General features: G+C 67.5%; 20 protein-coding genes and 1 tRNA gene. 6 read left to right on the top strand and 15 right to left on the bottom strand.

Translation table 11 applies throughout. The features are described 5' to 3' along the window. The first annotated feature begins 358 nt into the window (after positions 1 to 358). Complete coding sequence (locus ABN611_RS00105; protein ID WP_350277643.1) at positions 359 to 1,609, top strand: hypothetical protein; 1,251 nt, start codon at positions 359 to 361, stop codon at positions 1,607 to 1,609. A gap of 545 nt (positions 1,610 to 2,154) precedes the next feature. Here ABN611_RS00105 and ABN611_RS00110 read toward each other — a convergent pair. The 4 genes from ABN611_RS00110 to ABN611_RS00125 all read right to left on the bottom strand — a co-directional run bounded on the left by ABN611_RS00110 (position 2,155) and on the right by ABN611_RS00125 (position 4,784). Continuing rightward, positions 2,155 to 2,481, bottom strand: coding sequence for a hypothetical protein (locus tag ABN611_RS00110; protein WP_350277644.1), 327 nt, complete (start codon positions 2,479 to 2,481; stop codon positions 2,155 to 2,157). A 71-nt stretch (positions 2,482 to 2,552) separates the two neighbouring features. Continuing rightward, on the bottom strand, positions 2,553 to 3,347 hold the full coding sequence (locus tag ABN611_RS00115) for a hypothetical protein (protein ID WP_350277645.1): 795 nt from the start codon (positions 3,345 to 3,347) through the stop codon (positions 2,553 to 2,555). A 452-nt stretch (positions 3,348 to 3,799) separates the two neighbouring features. Then, entirely contained in the window at positions 3,800 to 4,516 is a 717-nt protein-coding gene (locus ABN611_RS00120) for a TIGR02391 family protein (protein ID WP_350277646.1), read from the bottom strand. A 46-nt stretch (positions 4,517 to 4,562) separates the two neighbouring features. Further along, complete coding sequence (locus tag ABN611_RS00125) at positions 4,563 to 4,784, bottom strand: UTRA domain-containing protein (protein ID WP_350277647.1); 222 nt, start codon at positions 4,782 to 4,784, stop codon at positions 4,563 to 4,565. A gap of 227 nt (positions 4,785 to 5,011) precedes the next feature. On the opposite strand from ABN611_RS00125, the gene ABN611_RS00130 reads away from it, so the two are divergent. Both ABN611_RS00130 and ABN611_RS00135 read left to right on the top strand, forming a co-directional pair. Next, a complete protein-coding gene (locus tag ABN611_RS00130; RefSeq protein WP_350277648.1) occupies positions 5,012 to 5,356 on the top strand; it encodes a phage integrase SAM-like domain-containing protein in 345 nt (114 codons plus the stop codon). 15 nt (positions 5,357 to 5,371) lie between these two features. Further along, the gene (locus ABN611_RS00135) at positions 5,372 to 6,091 is read left to right on the top strand and encodes a tyrosine-type recombinase/integrase (protein WP_350277649.1); all 720 of its coding nucleotides are present in this window, start codon (positions 5,372 to 5,374) and stop codon (positions 6,089 to 6,091) included. A 164-nt stretch (positions 6,092 to 6,255) separates the two neighbouring features. Here ABN611_RS00135 and ABN611_RS00140 read toward each other — a convergent pair. From ABN611_RS00140 to ABN611_RS00165, 6 genes are all read right to left on the bottom strand, one after another. Continuing rightward, positions 6,256 to 6,328, bottom strand: a tRNA-Ala gene (locus ABN611_RS00140). An 839-nt stretch (positions 6,329 to 7,167) separates the two neighbouring features. Further along, the gene (locus ABN611_RS00145) at positions 7,168 to 7,812 is read right to left on the bottom strand and encodes a histidine phosphatase family protein (RefSeq protein WP_350277650.1); all 645 of its coding nucleotides are present in this window, start codon (positions 7,810 to 7,812) and stop codon (positions 7,168 to 7,170) included. After that, positions 7,809 to 8,252, bottom strand: coding sequence for a ribosome silencing factor (gene rsfS / locus ABN611_RS00150; RefSeq protein ID WP_350277651.1), 444 nt, complete (start codon positions 8,250 to 8,252; stop codon positions 7,809 to 7,811). Before rsfS ends, ABN611_RS00145 begins: the two co-directional genes overlap by 4 nt. An 8-nt stretch (positions 8,253 to 8,260) precedes the next feature. Further along, complete coding sequence (nadD, locus tag ABN611_RS00155; RefSeq protein ID WP_350277652.1) at positions 8,261 to 8,863, bottom strand: nicotinate-nucleotide adenylyltransferase; 603 nt, start codon at positions 8,861 to 8,863, stop codon at positions 8,261 to 8,263. Between the two features lie 20 nt (positions 8,864 to 8,883). Next, positions 8,884 to 9,042 (bottom strand): hypothetical protein, encoded by a 159-nt coding sequence (locus ABN611_RS00160; protein WP_350277653.1) that lies wholly within the window; start codon positions 9,040 to 9,042, stop codon positions 8,884 to 8,886. A gap of 43 nt (positions 9,043 to 9,085) precedes the next feature. Further along, complete coding sequence (locus ABN611_RS00165) at positions 9,086 to 9,214, bottom strand: hypothetical protein (RefSeq protein ID WP_350277654.1); 129 nt, start codon at positions 9,212 to 9,214, stop codon at positions 9,086 to 9,088. Between the two features lie 143 nt (positions 9,215 to 9,357). On the opposite strand from ABN611_RS00165, the gene ABN611_RS00170 reads away from it, so the two are divergent. Next, entirely contained in the window at positions 9,358 to 9,807 is a 450-nt protein-coding gene (locus ABN611_RS00170) for an Lrp/AsnC family transcriptional regulator (protein ID WP_350277655.1), read from the top strand. On the opposite strand, the gene ABN611_RS00175 is transcribed toward ABN611_RS00170, so the two are convergent. Then, a complete protein-coding gene (locus tag ABN611_RS00175; RefSeq protein ID WP_350277656.1) occupies positions 9,740 to 10,939 on the bottom strand; it encodes an MFS transporter in 1,200 nt (399 codons plus the stop codon). The two genes, ABN611_RS00170 and ABN611_RS00175, sit on opposite strands and share 68 nt — an antisense overlap. Before the next feature lie 88 nt (positions 10,940 to 11,027). Between ABN611_RS00175 and ABN611_RS00180 the strand changes: the two genes are divergently transcribed. After that, positions 11,028 to 11,888 (top strand): winged helix-turn-helix transcriptional regulator, encoded by an 861-nt coding sequence (locus ABN611_RS00180; RefSeq protein ID WP_350277657.1) that lies wholly within the window; start codon positions 11,028 to 11,030, stop codon positions 11,886 to 11,888. Next, a complete protein-coding gene (locus ABN611_RS00185) occupies positions 11,881 to 12,507 on the top strand; it encodes a 4'-phosphopantetheinyl transferase superfamily protein (protein WP_350277658.1) in 627 nt (208 codons plus the stop codon). The genes ABN611_RS00180 and ABN611_RS00185 overlap by 8 nt, the downstream gene beginning before the upstream one ends. Here ABN611_RS00185 and ABN611_RS00190 read toward each other — a convergent pair. The 4 genes from ABN611_RS00190 to obgE are packed head-to-tail and all read right to left on the bottom strand — an operon-like array spanning position 12,479 to position 16,956. After that, the gene (locus tag ABN611_RS00190; protein WP_350277659.1) at positions 12,479 to 13,723 is read right to left on the bottom strand and encodes a glutamate-5-semialdehyde dehydrogenase; all 1,245 of its coding nucleotides are present in this window, start codon (positions 13,721 to 13,723) and stop codon (positions 12,479 to 12,481) included. The two genes, ABN611_RS00185 and ABN611_RS00190, sit on opposite strands and share 29 nt — an antisense overlap. After that, positions 13,720 to 14,259: an HXXEE domain-containing protein gene (locus ABN611_RS00195; RefSeq protein ID WP_350277660.1), complete on the bottom strand. Its 540-nt coding sequence runs from the start codon at positions 14,257 to 14,259 to the stop codon at positions 13,720 to 13,722. The genes ABN611_RS00190 and ABN611_RS00195 overlap by 4 nt, the downstream gene beginning before the upstream one ends. Further along, positions 14,256 to 15,368 carry a glutamate 5-kinase gene (proB, locus tag ABN611_RS00200; protein WP_350277661.1) on the bottom strand — a complete coding sequence of 371 codons (1,113 nt, stop codon included), beginning with the start codon at positions 15,366 to 15,368 and terminating at the stop codon, positions 14,256 to 14,258. Before proB ends, ABN611_RS00195 begins: the two co-directional genes overlap by 4 nt. 4 nt (positions 15,369 to 15,372) lie before the next feature. Then, complete coding sequence (gene obgE, locus ABN611_RS00205) at positions 15,373 to 16,956, bottom strand: GTPase ObgE (RefSeq protein ID WP_350277662.1); 1,584 nt, start codon at positions 16,954 to 16,956, stop codon at positions 15,373 to 15,375. Positions 16,957 to 17,074: the final 118 nt, after the last annotated feature.

Raw genomic sequence — 17,074 nt, forward strand, 5'->3', positions numbered from 1 at the left:
CTCCTGGGAACGCAAGAGGCCGGTCTCCCGAGTGGGCACCGGCCTCTGATCTGCGGTGGAGCTTAGGGGATTCGAACCCCTGACCTCCTCCATGCCATGGGCGGGGATCGCCTCGGCAATTCAAGCCGCGCGACGCCTATCCCCTTGTCTACAAGGGGTTCTCGCGCTCCTGGTTGTGGCGCGTTGGCCCGGCTTCAGGACCGTTGTTGCGGGTAGTTCGCTCCCAAAATCCTCCCACCGAGGCCCGCGGCCGGCCTCGGTGGTCTCGACGGCGCGGGTCCCCGAGTCGTACTGTGCGGATCTACGGGCGTGCCGGACAAAGGGGGCCTTAATGAATGGGGACGCTAGGGCGTCACTGGTGGAGCATCTCAATCGACTGGTAGCAAAGACCAGACCGTTCTCGAGACTCCAGGAATACAATCCCGAGCATACTCAGTATCAGATTCAGCTACTGCATGTGGTCGAGGGCCTGTCGCAATCTGATATCCAAAAATTTGGAACAGAACTCGCGGAATATTTGGGCATCAGTCCCGACGATACGATCAGGTACCGATACTCCCCGGAGGGAGCGGGCGGGAACGTTGTTGTTCGGCACGCGACGCCGGTGTTTGTCGCTCATGCCCGAGTAAAGTCAGCAGAGATGGTCATCTCTGAATTTGAAGAACTCCTAACAGGCGCGGCAGAGGAGGTAACCCAAGTAGCCGCATTCTGGGGCCTCCATCCTGAGGAACCATTTGAGATTTGGGATCGGATCACACTGGGGCCGTTGTCCGCATTACCCCCTTCGCTTCCGCGGGACCTCTTCCTTCAGATCGGCGAACGTCTCGATGGTGTGGTCGAGACCAATCCAATGATGGCGAATGTTCGCCCGCGGGCCGCGCTGTGGTGCAGCGACTTGTTTGGACCTTTGGTGACAATCGGTGGTTTCTCCGACGCTGAGCAAGGCACTCTTCGGTACCAGGAGATGTCGGATATCGTTTCGTGTCTCGCGCTACTCGCCGATAGAGCGTTGGCAATAATCGCGTCGTGGAGCCAATCCGATGTCACACGGTTTCTAGTGGGTGGCGTAGGAAGTTGGGGATCTCAGGCGACTGCTTGGGAAAACCTGTTTGAGATCGAGCGACATCCGGTTGACCAGGAACTCGCTCGGACGGTCGTCTCCAACTTCTTCAAGCTCTCAGATGGAGATCGGCAGCGGATGCGCGCGATACTTGGCCGCTTGAATTCAGCGAAAGCCTCGCATCGATCTCAAGAGGACCGTGCAATTGATCTTGGAATCGCACTCGAAGCTCTCCTATTCAACCCAAATGACACACCTTCGGAGATTAGTTTCAAGTTCAGGGTGCGAGGTTCTGTTCTTGCGTCGAATGATCCGGTCAAGCGCAAGCAAGCCTTCGAGATTCTCAACCGAATCTATTCACTGCGCAGCAAAGCCGCGCATGGCGTCACATTCAGAGGCGATCGACGGAATAGAAGGTCGCCGGGGTATGCCTTGCTCGACGAAGATCTGGAGCTGGCGGAGACCTTGATTCGGCGAGTTCTAGAAATTGGTCACATCCCGCAGGACTGGAACGGTCACATCCTAGGTTGGAGTGAACTGCCATCGTGAGCGCCTTTCGACAACGGCGTGGCAGACCTCCGCATCGCCCCGATAGCTGCCGACCTTAGGTGCGGTGCGGGTCAAGGGTCGGAGATCCCGGAGGGACGCCGTAGGCGCCCTTGACGCGTGCCGTGCCGGGCCGTCCCTTCCATGATTGCTAGCGGGGCGATGCGGGAACCACACGCGAACTCGGGCGGGGGTCAGCAGACGAAGGTGAGTAGCCGGCCGTTCCGGCGAGTGGTGCACCGGCAGGGTATCGGATCGTTGATGGCGAGTTCTGTTGTCTTCGACCCGGCACCCTTTGGCACGTGCGCGCCAAGCCAAGGGACGCGCCGGAAGCGCAGCGAAGCGGAGCGGGAGGCAGGCGTCCCGCCCTGCGGTGGCGGCGCGCTTTCGGGCCCTGGAGGGGCCCGTCTTGAAGACGTAGAGAAACTTGTCAGGCGTTCGGCTTCCCCACGCTGTCCTCCGTCGACTGATGCGCGATACTCGTCCGTCAGGTGATCTGCGACAGTAGATGCGCGAATCGCGGCATGAGCGTGCGACTGAGGCGCAGGTTACCTGCTCGTTGCTGTCGCAAGCAGTGGCCCCGCGTGCTTCTCAACGAGAGGCACCCACTCTGGCCACTCCAACGTCCGACCGAGGAGGCGTACCGCAGTCCAGTAGTCGATCATGCTGTCAGTGGACTGCAGCAATCGCTCAATCCAGGCGAAGACATCGCGCAGGGCAGCCGGGTCGCCAATGGCGTGAGGCATCACATCGTGGCGGAACACCCAGTCGACGCGCCCCGCGGGATCTGCGCCATCGTCGGCCTCAAGAGCGGCGGCTGCCTGCGGAAAGCTCTTTAGGAACTCCTCTTCGATGTTGTCGCTTGTGAGCAACACGCCGACACGCTAACTCCACCTTCGACGGACAGGCGAGCTGTCGGCTCTCTCGTTCGGCCCCGACCTGCCTGTCACCGAAGTAGTCGGTAGCGAGACAGTCTGGTGTCAGGGAACCGCCATGAGTTGACGGCTTCTCGCACGGTGTAAATCAATCGGGGACTCGACCAGGACTGTGACGGCTTGGTGAGCATCCAACCGCCACCGATGGTCACGGTCGCGTGGGCGAGGTCTCCGTGCTCTGTCCAGACGAACACGATGCCCGGGTCGTCATCGCACTCGGTGCTGTTGATGGGTTCGGTGTGCTCGTCCAGCCAGACCCGAAACCTATCCGGGGCAATGAGGCCGTCGGCTACATCGAGGCCGGCGGCGGCCAGGACGGTGCCGAAGCAGTTGGGTCCTGAACCGCTGGTCGGGAAGGTACCGGCCAGTCGCTCGGCTTGTGGCAGTACCGCCTGAGCGCGACCCCACACTCCGCCGGGCACATCTCGGTGCCGACTCGGTCGGACTGCCCCCGACGCAACCCATCGGAACATCAGATCGTCGCCGGATCGGGCCAACTCCGACGGCCATACGGGCATCAACTTGGGGTGCACCGTTCGCCGCCGAGCGGCCAGCAAGCTGCGTCGAAGGCTCGGGCGAAGCGAATCGAACTCTTCCTCGCAGAGCCACGTCCAGGTTCCGCTGTACATGAAGAACGTGTCGGTCCACTCCGGTGTCGGCTCGACCTGCCTGATGGGGACAGCGGCAGCGACTTGAGGCGGAAGCACGTCGGTCCGGAAGGGCTGTACCGACGGAGCGAACCAGTCGCGCCACCGGTCGATCAGGGCCTCATCGACACCAATCCCAAGCACCTCCGCCGACATCACCCGACGGAGTCTGCCAACGCCGGCACCCGTGGACCAACCATTTTCTGTATAAGCGCGCCCAGCGTTGGTCAATCCAGCAGAGTCAGCTGAGCTACGCCGAGTGTGCGGGATGGGATCCGCTTACGCGATACCGGGTGGCCGGCACCGGACTTGGTGGCTCCAACCTAGACCTCGAGTTCAATGGCTCGCCGGACCGAGCCGCACTGGTCCGCGAAGTCAGGGCCACGCTTGGGTGCCCTGACAGTTGTCGGAGCAAGCATGCGTTTCGAGCGCGTTGCCGAGGCCATCACGCTCTAGATACCAGTGACCCGCACGGCGGGAGTGTCACTGACATCAGCAGATCCGTGCGTTGGCCGGCGTCCCCACGTGGGTCGCCAGGCTTCTAGCCTCTCGCACATCAGTTGGCGGATCACACGGCTTCCCCACGCCAGCCGAGCACATGCCGACGGCACCTACGACGGGTTGACCACCGTGGTCTCGTCTGACCAGCGAGCCACGGTCGACAGGACAGCTAGATACTCCAAGGCCTCGTGCTCCGACCAGCCCGGATCATGAGAGTGCGCGGCAATGTTGCGAATACCGGAATAGGCTCCAGTCGAGAGATAGTGAAGACCCTCCTGTCTCGACTTCCAGGTCCGGTCCTCGGGATCGCCGGGGAACCAGAGCCGAGTCCTGCCCTTGTTCGGCTTCGGCGAGAACACATCGATGACAAGCTCGCGATCGGGCAGCTTCGAACCAGCCTTCTGCTGAATCGAAGCCGTCAACCATTTTGCCGCAGTCTCAACCGCCGCCACAGGATCGGCGTCCCACAACGGCGCGGCAGCCTCCCAAACCAACGGATGGAACCCTTCGGCGGCCAGTATTGGAGCTTGCGGCGCGAGCCTGGCTGACCATTCGTCGCGGTCGCGAAGTATTCCAAGGCCTTGTTTGATCCAGCGAGGAGTCTCGTTGGATCCACGGTACGCCGGAGGGAGCAGGCCAGTCTCAGGCATGACGTCGAGCGCCGTCAGTATCCGCTCGATCGTCGGCAACAACATCGTCGCCTCGTCGTTGAGCCGCTGCGCCTCGCTCGACACCGATTCATAGGCCGCATCGCGCAGCTCAGCGTCGTACGTGTCCGCGAGGTACAAGTACCTTGTCAGCTGCTCCTGCATCCACTCGCCGTCCACAGTTCGACGGTACATATGAACGATGCACCGGTCGCGCCGAGAGGCTCTAGCGTCCTGGAATCGGCAAGCGATACGAGAGGACGTAACGCTCAGACGAGACCACGATGTCTGCTGTCTCCACAGGCCGGTCGCGCTTGTAGTAGGTCCGTTCGATGACGAGGACTGGCACCCCGGCTGGAACAACCAGGGTCTCCGCCTCGTACGGGCGCGCAGCACGACCCGTAACGTCCTCTCCGACGTGAGTGATGTGAACTCCGATGCTGTCCATTCTGGGGATTACGCCAGTGATCGAGCCGCCTTCGGGATTCTCGATCGGCGTGTCTCTGTGAGCGCCAGAGGCTCGGAAGAGGTGGACGGCATCACCGGTTCGCCGTCAGCCATGAAGCGGTAGCTCGTACGCATAACTGGGTCACCTTGCTCGATGTTTAGTCGATCAGCAGGCGATGAGAGTCCCGGATACGTCACAACACGTGGATTGATCCACGAGTAGCCGAGATGCGCTTCGAAGACTTCGCCAATCAGTGGCACGCTGCCGTCACCGGCAGATTGAGTGACAACACCCGAGTCAAGTATCGCCGCTACCTCGACAGGCAACTGATCCCCAAGTGGGGGGACTGGCCGATGATCGGCATCTTCAACAGCCACTTCGACATCGAGACCTGGCTAACTCAGCTCCACAACGACTACGAAGAGTCTTCGGTTGCGTCGTACTTCGGATGCTTCTCTACGATCATAAACGCAGCGGTGAAGGCCAGGGTGATTCCGGCGAACCCATGCTCGGGTATCCGCGTGACTGGCGGGGACTGGGAATCGGAGAAGTACGTTGCCACACCGCTCTAGGTCCTCCGGGCAAGCATGCGGCTGTACGAGAACGAGCTTGGGCTGAGTGGCCTCGTGCTTGGTCTTCTCGATGCGTACACCGGAGGCCGCTGGGGAGAATTGGCCGGCCAAACCCTCGTTGAATACGACCAGGTCAGTAAGGCGATTGCGGTCTTCCAACCGCTCAAAGAAGTCGACGGTCGGCTGTTCAATGGTGGAACCGACGTGACCGAGCGAGCCTCGCTCGACCTTGCAAACGGTGCGCGTCGTCCACGGCGTACGCGGCGGAACGCTCGTACCAAGTCGCCAGCGGGTGAGCGCTGGGTGCCTCTGCCTCCGAGCGTCGCATCGATCTACGAACTGCTCCTCGCGACCCGACCGAGTGGGAGTTCGTTCGTGTTCACCTCGCTGCAGGGCAAGCCCTGGTACCGCTCCAACTTCCGCCAGCGCTTCTGGCGGCCCGCATGGGACGGCGTCGATCCGAGCAACCCGACTTCGGAGCGCCACATGCCTGCGATCCTTTCGGGCTTCCGCTTCCACGCGGGGCGACACACGCACGCCACCTGGCTGACAGAGGACGGCAACGAGGAGGTCGCCCGCCGCGCTCGGCTTGGTCACAAGATGAAGGGCAGGGGTCGGGTATACGACCACGTGACGCCCGAGATGGAGCGACGAGTCTCGGAGGCTCTAGAGGACCGCTGGGTCACTTCCGTACTCGCGCTGGACGCCGACGAGCGGGGCAAGGTGCTCACGTAGGTGCCCGTGATCAAGGACACCATAGAGAAGGCCGAGCGGGAGGCTGAGACGCTGGCGGCCAAGTTGGTGGGAGGCGAGCGTTTCTCCCAAATCTCTCCCACTGGGACCTCTAACGAAAACAGGTCAGGCGGCGAAAGTGCCTCCTGACCTGCTAACTCTTGCGGTGGAGCTTAGGGGATTCGAACCCCTGACCTCTTCCATGCCATGGAAGCGCGCTACCAACTGCGCCAAAGCCCCGCGGTGTCTTGCGACTCCGGAAGTTTAGCGGATGAGTGCCGCCAAAGAAAAATCGGTTCGCTGGTGTGGCTGGTGTGGCACGCAGCACGCTCAGGAGCGACCTTCTGTCCGGGCCCTGAGCCCGCGAGTTGGGGCTCTGAGCACAGCTCCAAGCTCTCATCCCAGGGGCTTCCTGCCATCCGAGGCTACACGGTAACGACCTGATGTGCCGCTGACGGCACCACGTAGCAATAGAGTCCGGGGCCGTCGCGGCGAAGCCGTCAACTCCCGCGCCCATTCCCTCCGCCGAGGAGTACGCCGGAGCGTACTCCGTCGAGGAGTACGCCGAAGCGCCGTCGCCGGCCTGGTCTCGCGGGTGCAGCACGGCAACGTCGGTGGCGCAGGTCCCCGACGCATGAGCCTGTCGCTTCGCCGGGGCCTGCACATGACACCACCGGTCCGCGCGCCGCCGTAGGCGGCCAACAGGCAGTCGCCGCGAAGCGGTGTCCGATTGGCCGCTCATCCACGTGCATTTCCGCGGCGCGACTGTCGGCCGTAGGACCGGCACGGGCGCCGGCGGAGCCGGCCAACAGGCAGCCGCCGCGAAGCGGTGTCCGATTGGTCAGGCGCATTGCTGTAGTCCGCGGCGGAGCAGGTGCTCGTAGAGCCGTTCCGGGCGCCGCCGAAGGCGGCCCATAGGCAGCCGCCGCGAAGCGGTGTCCGATTGGTCAGGCGCATTGCTGTAGTCCGCGGCGGAGCAGGTGCTCGCAGGGCGGTTCCGGACGCCGGCGGAGCCGGCCGATAGGCAGCCGCCGCGAAGCGGTGTCCTTTTGGACACCTTCCCCGGTAGTTCTTCCCCTTCAGCGTTGGGGGTCGTCGCTCATTACTGGTTCGGGGAGGGAGCCGGCGTTCCATTCTTCGATGCGCCAGCCGGCGCGGCCCGGCAACAACGAGACCCAGTTGCAGTTGGAGAGGCCTCCGAAGGCGGGCCAGCTGGTCTGGGGGATGCCTAGGAACAGGCAGATGCCGACGCGGGCGGCGAGGCCGTGGGTGGCGATGACGATGGTGTCTTCGGAGGTGCCCTGGGTGGAGATGCGGGTCAGGGCCTCGGCGAAGCGGTCGGCGACTTCTTCGACGGTTTCGCCGTGGGTGCCGCGGCGCTGGGGTTCGCCGCTGCGGATGCGGGCGGCGGCCTCGGGGTTGAGGGCGGCGAGTTCGGCCATGGTGAGGCCGGCCCAGTCGTCGACGTCGATCTCGCGGAGCGCCTCGTCGTACTCGATCTTGAGGCCGGTCAGTACGGCGAGTTCACCGGCCGTGGAGGCCGCGCGCTGCAGGTCGCTGGCGAACAGCCGAGTCGGGGCGAGGGACGCCAGCCGGGCCGCGGCGGCGCGGGCCTGGGAGACGCCGACCTCGTCGAGGGGGATGTCGGCCTGGCCCTGGATCTTGTCCTGCAGGTTCCATTCCGTCCGGCCGTGCCGCCAGACGACCAGTCGCCCCGCCGTCATTCGGCCGCGGAACCGGCAGGACCGGCGGACCCAGGACCAGCGGCACCAGCGGCACCAGCAGCACCGGCGGCCCCGGGCACCGGCGACGGCAGTGCGATCACCGGGCAGTCCCGCCACAGTCGCTCGAGGGAGTAGAACGCGCGCTCCTCGTCGTGCTGAACGTGGATGACGATCTCCAGGTAGTCGAGCAGCACCCAGCGCCCCTCGCGGGCGCCCTCGCGACGGACCGGCTTGGCGTCGAAGTCGACGCGCAGCTTCTCCTCGATCGCGTCCACGATCGCGCGGACCTGGCGGTCGTTGGAGGCGGACGCGACCAAGAACGCGTCGGTGATCGCGAGCTGCTCGGACACGTCGAAGGCGAGGACGTTCTCGGCCTTCTTGTCGTGGGCCGCTTCCGCAGCCGCGGTCAGCAGCTCGATGGCGCGTTCACTGGCAGGCATAAGACGTCCTAACGGTTGGTGTAGAGCTCGCGCTTGGCGATGTACTGGACGATCCCGTCCGGCACCAGGTACCAGGTCGGGTTGCCCTTGGCGACCCGGGCCCGGCACTCGGTCGACGAGATCGCCAGCGCCGGCACCTCGAGCAACGTGATCCGGTCCATCGGCAGCTGGTCGAGCGGCAGCTCGAGCCCCTCGGTCCCCGGCCGCGTACAGCCGACGAACTGGGCGAGCTTGAACATCTCGTCCACGTCCCGCCAGGTCAGGATCTGGGCGAGCGCGTCGGCGCCGGTGATGAAGAACAACTCGGCGTCCGGGTACAGCCGGGACAGGTCGCGCAGCGTGTCGATCGTGTACGTCGGCCCGGGCCGGTCGATGTCGACGCGGCTGACCGAGAACCGCGGGTTCGACGCCGTGGCGATCACGGTCATCAGATACCGGTCCTCGGGCGGGGAGACCTTCCGGTCCGACTTCTGCCAGGGCTGGCCGGTCGGGACGAAGATCACCTCGTCGAGGTCGAAGTACGACTGCACCTCGCTGGCGGCGACCAGGTGGCCGTGATGGATGGGGTCGAACGTGCCACCCATCACGCCGATGCGTCGTCTCCGCTCCATGGCCACGCCCTTCGAGCCGCTCAGCTGTGCGGCCGGCCCTTGCCCATGACGACGGTGACGACCAGCAGCAGGATGAGCACGAAGAGCGCGAACCCGCCGTACCACCACTTCGAGATGTGCGAGGCCTCGCCCGCGGCCGCTTCCACAGCCGCGATCAGCGGCACCAAGTGCGTCTGCATGAAGCAGAGCCTATCTGGTGGCCGGCGGGACGATTGCGGCCGGTCAGCCGCGGCGGGTGTGACGGGTCAGCAGCCGGCGCCAGGTGGACGGCACGGCGTGCGCACGGCGGGCCTGCGCGGCGAGCCGGTGCCGCTCGTCGATCTGAGCACGGGCAACGTCAGGGGTGATCATGGTTCCTTCACTTCGGTTGTACGGCGGAGTCGGGGCGGACATCCCCGACACCTGAAATTATACGGGACGCAGTAGGCTCTCACAAACGAATTAAAGGCCAGGCGCACCAGTTGCCTTGGAATCTGCGGTGAACAGGAGATGTCATGGACGCGATCGACCGGCAGCTGATCGAGGCGCTCCGGCAGAACGGCCGCTCCAGCTGGGCCGAGCTCGGCCGGGTGGTCGGCTTGTCCGGCCCGAGCGTCCAGGAGCGGGTACGGCGGCTCGAGGAACGCGGCGTACTGCTCGGGTACCGCGCGGTCGTCGCCCCGGACCAGGTCGGGCTCGGGACGAGCGCGCTGATCGGCCTCTTCCAGCGCGACGACGTCGAGACCGACGACATCGTCGAGCAGGTCCGCGAGATCGCCGCGGTCGAGGACTGCTGGTTCGTGGCCGGCGACCAGGAGCTCGTCGTCAAGGTCCGGGTCGCCGACGTGACGCAGCTCGAGGCCGTGGTCGGCTCCCTGCGTCGCGTGAACGGCGTGGTCAGGACGCGGACGACGGTTGTGCTGTCGACTCGCTGGGAAGGACGTCCCGCGCCGTTGCCCGACTGAGCAGCAGTACGACGCCCGCCGCCAGCGCGAGCGCCGCGGCAACGGGATACAGCAGCCCGGGCGCGTGCTGGTACGCCGTACCGCCGAGAGCGGGGGCGAGGAACATGCCGCTGATCGACGCCGCGGCGTACAGGCTCGAATACCGCCCGACCATCCCCTCGGGCGCCGCGTCGGCGACGTGCGCGGTCGCGGTCGGCTTGTAGAGCATCTCCCCCACCGTCATCACCGCGATCGCCACCGCGGCCCCGGCGAGCGCCGGCCACACCCCGACGACCGCGAGCCCCAGCCCGATGCACCCGAAACCGGCCGCGATCACCCGAGTGGCCCGATGCCCGCGGAGGCGTACGGCGAGCGGCGCCTCGAAGAGCACGATCACGACCGAGCTGGCCCCGAGCAGTACGCCGTACCAGACCGCCGCCGTCCCCGTGTCACGCAAGAGCAGCGGCAGCGTGGCGAAGATCTGCCGGTACACCGTGTCGACCACCACGATCGTTGCCAGCACCACCAAGACGGCGCGATCGCCGAGCACGGCCTTCCACAATCCGGTTGTCGACAATCCTGTTGTACGCCGGGCGGTCGGGACCCAGCGCCACACGATCGCGGCCATGACCAGGCTGGTGACCGCATCGAAGAGGAACACCAGCGAGAAGTCGTATGCCGCGAGCAGGCCGCCGAGCGGCGGGCCGATGGTGAACCCAGCGTTCGACGCGGTCCGGGACAACGCGATGCCCTCGCGACGCCGTTCCACCGGGAGCGAGATCGCCACGAGCGCGCTGAGGTTCGGCCGTCCCGCACCACCGAAGAGACCGGACAGCGCCGCGACGACCGCGATCAACGACCCGGGCACGAACGGCATCGCCGCACAACTGACCGCCCACAACAGCTGACTCGCGAGCGCCGCCGCACGCAGGCCGAAGCGGTCGCCGAACCACCCGCCGCCGAGATTGCCGCCGACCAGCCCGACGCCGTACGCCGCCGCGGCGAAGCCGGCCTGTTGCGCCGACATCCCCCGGTCCTCGACGAGGTACAGCGTGAGGTAGACCCACGCCAGCGCGCCGGCGCCGTTGACCAGCTGGCCGACCATGACCGCCTTGAGCCACGCGGGCAGGTCCGCGATCCGCCGCCAGTACATCCGCGCCCCCAGCAGGTAGAGTGAGTTCCCGACAGGAACTTACTCGGCCGGTTAGCGTGGTGGCAACCGGAATCAAGGGAGTACAGACGTGCGGCGCAGCAGCTTCTCCCCCGAGCCGGACTGTGCGATCGCGCAGTCGCTCGGCGTCATCGGCGACGGCTGGGAGCTGCTGATCGTCCGCGACCTCGCGCGCGGGCTGTCCCGGTTCGACGAGCTGGCCGGCTCGCTGCACATCTCGCGGAAGGTGCTGACCGAGCGCCTGAACGGCCTGCTGGACAGCGGGATCGTCGAGCGGTCCGCGTACCAGAACCGGCCGACGCGCTACGCGTACCAGCTCACCCCGCGCGGACGCGCCCTGCTCCCGGTCCTCGTCGCGCTGCAGGACTGGGGCGACCGCTGGCTGCTCGGCGACGGAACCCTGACCGGTACGAACGCACCCGACGAGCCGCCGGCGCAACGTCTGCAGGAACTCGTCGGCCGGCAGGTCCCGTACGTCGCGCTGCGGTCGACGGAGGGTACGACGATCGACGTCGTGGACGCGGGCGCCCGGACGACCGTCCTGTTCGGATACCCGGCGACCGGTCGGCCGACGCCGCTCCCGGACGGCTGGAGCGAGATCGCCGGCGCGACCGGGTGCACGCTCGAGAACCGGCTCTTTGCCGGCCGGTACGACGAGTTCGCGGCGAAGCGGATCGCCGTACGCGGGGTCAGCACGCAGCGGCCCGACGAACAGCAGGCGTTCGCCCGCGCCGAGGAGATCCCGCACCTGCTGCTGTCCGACGTCGACCTGGAACTCGCGGCGGCGCTGCGGCTGCCGACGTTCCGGGCCGGTGGGTACGAGCGGCTGAAGCGGGTCGTTCTGCTGATCGACGCGGATCGCACGGTCAAGGCGGTGCGCTACCCGGTCACGGACATCGCCGACGCGGTCACCTGGGCGCTCGATGGTTGACGTCTGGTGGGCCGGGGTCGACGAGGCCCGGCCGGAGTTCGAGCGCGATCTGGACACAGCCGAGCGCGAGCGGATGGCGGCGTACGTCCGGGAGATCGACCGGGCGCGGTTCCTGCTGGGCGTGACGATCGTGCGCCGGGTGCTGGCGGCGCGATTCTCGTTGCCGGCGGCAAAGATCGAGCTGGACCGGACGTGCTCGATGTGCGGGAAGCCGCACGGGAAGGTGCGGGCCGCCGGCGTCGAGCTGTCGGTGACGCATTCCGGGGCGCTCGTGGGAGTTGCGGTCGCGGACGTGCCGGTGGGGATCGACGTGGAGCGGGTCGATCCGGCGCTCGACGTCGACGGGGTGGCGCGGGTCGTCCTTTCCGCGGACGAAGTACAGACGTTGAGCCAATACAGCGGACTCGAGAAGGCGCGTACGTTCGCGACGTACTGGACGCGGAAGGAAGCCGTCGTGAAGGCGACCGGCGAAGGATTGCTCGGCGAACAGCGAACACCTGAAGGGATTCAGGTGCGGCAGTTGGACGTCGGCGACGACCACCGGGCGGCGCTGGCGGTGGTGAGTGCCGAGCCGCCGGTGGTCCGGACGTTCAGGTTCGGATCTGACCTTCCCCGGTGACGACGTACTTCGTCGACGTCATCTCCGGCAGGCCCATCGGACCGCGCGCGTGCAGCTTCTGCGTGGAGATCCCGATCTCGGCGCCGAAGCCGAACTCGCCGCCGTCCGTGAACCGGGTGCTGGCGTTCACCACCACCGCGGCCGAGTCCACAGCCGTCGTGAACCGCCGCGCGGCCGCCTGCGAGCGGGTGATGATCGCGTCGGTGTGACCGGAGCCGTAGCGACGGATGTGCTGTACGGCGGCCTCCAGGTCGTCCACCACCGCCGCCGACAGGTCGAGCGAGTTGTACTCCGTCCCGAAGTCCTCCTCGGTCGCCGCGACCACATCCTTGCCCGCGGCAACAACCGTCGGGTCGCCGTGCACCGTCACGCCCGCGTCGGCGAGCGCCGGCAGCGCGGCCGCCAGGAACTCGTCGGCCACCGAGGCGTGCACCAGCAGGGATTCGGTCGCGTTGCAGACGCTCGGACGCTGCGTCTTCGCGTTGAGCAGGATTTCCAGCGCGAGGCCGAGATCCGCGTCCGCGTCGACGTACACGTGGCAGTTGCCGACGCCGGTCTCGATCACCGGCACCGTCGACTCGCTCACCACGGTCTGGATCAGGCCCGCACCGCCGCGCGGGATCAGCACGTCGACCAGGCCACGCGCCTGCATCAGCTCCTTCACCGCGGCCCGATCGGTCGGCACGCCTTGGACGACGTCCGCGGGCAGGCCGGCCGACTCGGCGGCGGAGCGCAGTACGGCGACGATCGCCTCGTTGGAGGCGGCGGCCGACGACGAACCGCGGAGCAGGACCGCGTTGCCGGACTTCAGGCAGATGCCCGCGGCGTCGGCGGTCACGTTCGGCCGGGCCTCGTAGATGATCCCGACGACGCCGAACGGGACGCGGACCTGGCGGAGCTCGAGCCCGTTCGGCAGCGTGTACCCGCGGACGACCTCGCCGACCGGGTCCGTCAGGCCGGCCAGCTGCTCCAGCCCGGCCGCCATCGCGTCGACCCGCGCCGGGTTGAGCGCCAGCCGGTCGACCGTCGATTCCGCCGTACCGGCGTCCCGGGCCGCGGCCACGTCCTTGGCGTTCGCCTCGACGATCGTGTCGGTGTTCGCCCGCAATGCCGCCGCCATCGCGTGCAGCGCCGCGTCCTTGGTCGCCCGGGACGCCTCGGCCAGGGCGTACGACGCAACCCGCGCCCGCCGTGCCAGCTCGATGATCTCGCTCACGTCGCCATCCTAGATCCGTTGTTCCGCTGGGTGGATTGTCGTCTCAGCCGAGGCAGCCGGGCGATCGCGTGCGACAGCGGGACCACCGCCGCGAGCGCGAGGTTCAGCCGGCGGTCGCTCGGCGCGATCGGTACGCCGTCCGCCTTGAGCCGCCGCCACGCCCACAGCGAGAACGGGATCACGACGAGCGGTGTCGTGACCAGGCCGGGCGTGTAGCGCCGCAACGCGACCGACTGCGCGAGGTGCGTGCCTGCGTGCAGCCCGAAGCCCATCAGTGACGCCTGGAAGAACCTGCTGCGCCCGCCGGTCGCCGCTCCGGCCGCCGATGCCGCTGCCATGGCCGCGCCGGTGAGGCCGATCGCGGTGGCCGCCTCGGTGCGCGACATCGGCAGGACCTTGGCGAGCGGACGCGGCAGGTCGGGCGAATGCGAGAACGCCGGCATCGTGGCGAGTTCTTCGAGGTCGTGGACGATCCACGCCGCGAGCAGTCCCCAAGCGACCTTCGTCGCGGCAGAACCAGAACCTGCGGTCTTCACAGCAGGACCAGGTCGTCGCGGTGGACTACTTCGCGTTCGTACGCCGAACCGAGCTCGCGGGCCAGGTCGCGCGTCGAGCGGCCGAGGAGGTCGGGGAGCTCGGAGGCGTCGTAGTTGACCAGGCCGCGGGCCACGACCACGCCCGACGGCGAGACCAGGTCTACGGGGTCACCGGCGGAGAAAGTGCCTTCTACCGCGGTGATTCCGGCCGGGAGCAGAGACGCGCGGCGTTGGGTCACTGCGCGAACCGCTCCCTCGTCCAGGTGCAGGATGCCTTGGCCGGAGGTCGCGTGGGCCAGCCAGAGGAGGCGGGTCTTGCGGCGGCGGCCGGTCGGGTGGAACAGCGTGCCGACGGGCTCACCGCGGAGCGCCTCGCCGACCCGGCCCGCCGACGTCAGGACCACCGGAATCCCTGCCTCCGTGGCGATCGCGGCCGCCTCGACCTTCGTCTGCATGCCGCCGGTGCCGACCCCGGACGTGCCGGTCTTCCCGATCGCGAGCGGCTCGAGATCGGTCGCACCCCGGATCTCGGTGACCATCGACGTACCAGGCTTGCGCGGATCCCCGTCGTACAAACCGTCGACGTCGGACAGCAGCAACAGCAGGTCGGCGTGCACGAGGTGACTGGTCAGCGCCGCCAGCCGGTCGTTGTCGCCGAAGCGGATCTCGGTGGTCGCGACCGTGTCGTTCTCGTTCACGATCGGTACGACGCCGAGCTCGAGCAGCCGCGCGAAGGTCCGGTACGCGTTGCGGTAGTGCGAGCGCCGCGTCACGTCGTCGACCGTCAGCAGCACCTGCCCGACCTTCAGCCCGTGCGCGGCGAACGCGTCGCTGTACCGCGCCATCAGCAGCCCCTGCCCGACGGACGCCGCGGCCTGCTGGGTGGCCAGGTCCCGCGGTCGCGACCGCAGACCCATCGGCGCCAGCCCGGCGGCGATCGCGCCGGAGGACACGAGCACGACCTCGGTGCCCTCCACCCGCCGCGCCGCGATGGCGTCGACGAGCAGCCGGAGCCGCTCCAGGTCGATCCTGCCGCGCTGCGTCAGCGACGACGAGCCGACCTTGACGACGATCCGCGTGGCGTTGACCGCCTCCGCGCGTAGCTTCATGAAATCAACCGTTCTGGTCGAGTTCCTCCGCCGCAGCCCGCTCGCGCGCCTCCTTGCGCGCCTGCTTCGCCGCGGCCTCTGCCGCTCGTTTCGCCTCGGCCGGGGACAGGTCCACCTCGTCGGTGTCCCAGTTCTCGCGGTACTCCGACCAGTCCTCGGCCCGCTCTCCCTCGCGGAAAGCGTGGTACTCGGTGTCCTTCGCCCGCCGTCGCTGTGCCGCCGGACGGACCTCCTCGAGCCGGTGGTCCTCGCCACGCCGCGCCAGGATCTCGGCGCCGGCCTGGACGTCCGGCGCGAAGTCGAACACGATCGCGTTCGGCCCGTCGCCGATCACCACGGCGTCGCCCGGGTTCGCGCCCAGCTTGAGCAGCTCCTCCTCGACGCCGAGCCGGTTCAGCCGGTCCGCCAGGTAGCCGGTCGCCTCCGCGTTCGCGAAGTCGGTCTGCCGCACCCAGCGCTCGGGCTTCGCGCCCTGCACCAGCCAGCCGCCGTCGTCCGGCAGCTTCTTCACCTTGAACTCGGGCCCGCCCTGCACCTGCGGCCGGATCACGATCCGCGTGGTGTCGGGCTTCTCCTGCTCGGCGCGCCGCCGTACGACGATCTCCGCCATCGCGAACTTCAGCGCCTCGAGCCCCTCGTGCGACGCGGTCGAGATCGGGAACACCCGCAGCCCGCGCTCCTCCAGCTCGGCCTGCACCATCTCGGCGATCTCGCGCGCGTCCGGTACGTCGATCTTGTTCAGCGCCACCAGCCGCGGCCGGTCCTCGAGCCCACCGTGCGCCCGCAGCTCGGCCTCGATCGTCTCGAGGTCGCTGAGCGGATCCCGGCCCGGCTCGTACGTCGCGCAGTCGATGACGTGCACGAGCGCCGCGCAGCGCTCCACGTGCCGCAGGAAGTCGTGGCCGAGGCCGCGGCCCTCGCTGGCGCCTTCGATCAGCCCTGGTACGTCGGCGACGGTGTACGTGGTGTCACCGGCGACGACGACGCCGAGGTTCGGCACCAGGGTGGTGAACGGGTAGTCGGCGATCTTCGGGCGGGCGCGGCTGATCGAGGCGACCAGCGACGACTTGCCCGCGCTCGGGAACCCGACCAGGCCGACGTCCGCGACGACCTTCAGCTCCAGGACGAGCGTGCGCTCCTCGCCGTCCTCGCCGAGCAGCGCGAAACCGGGCGCCTTGCGCGAGCTGCTCGCCAGCGCGGCGTTGCCGAGTCCGCCCTTGCCGCCCTGCGCGGCGACGTACTCCGCACCCGGGCCGACGAGGTCCGCGAGGACTTCACCGTCCTGTGTGCTGATGACGGTGCCGTCGGGGACGCCGAGGACCACGTCCGCGCCGTTGCTGCCGGCCTGGTGGTCACCCTTGCCCTGGGCACCGTTCGTCGCGGCACGGTGGCTGGAACGGTGGTAGTCGACGAGCGTGGTGACGTCCGGGTCGACGCGCAGGATCACGCTGCCGCCGTCGCCGCCGTTGCCGCCGTCGGGGCCGCCGAGCGGCTTGAACTTCTCCCGGTGCACCGAGGCGCAGCCGTTCCCGCCGCGGCCCGCGGTGACGTGCACCGTGACGCGGTCGACGAAGCTGGGGATGGCCATCGGTGTTCTCTTCCTGCCGGGTACTGACTGAGATTCTCTTCTACACAGCGAAAGGGCGGGTGCGCGGTATTCCGCGACCCGCCCTTTGCAGAGCTGCTGATACGTCCGGGTGGCGGTA

The sequence above is a fragment of the Kribbella sp. HUAS MG21 genome (assembly GCF_040254265.1).
Lineage (GTDB): Bacteria > Actinomycetota > Actinomycetes > Propionibacteriales > Kribbellaceae > Kribbella.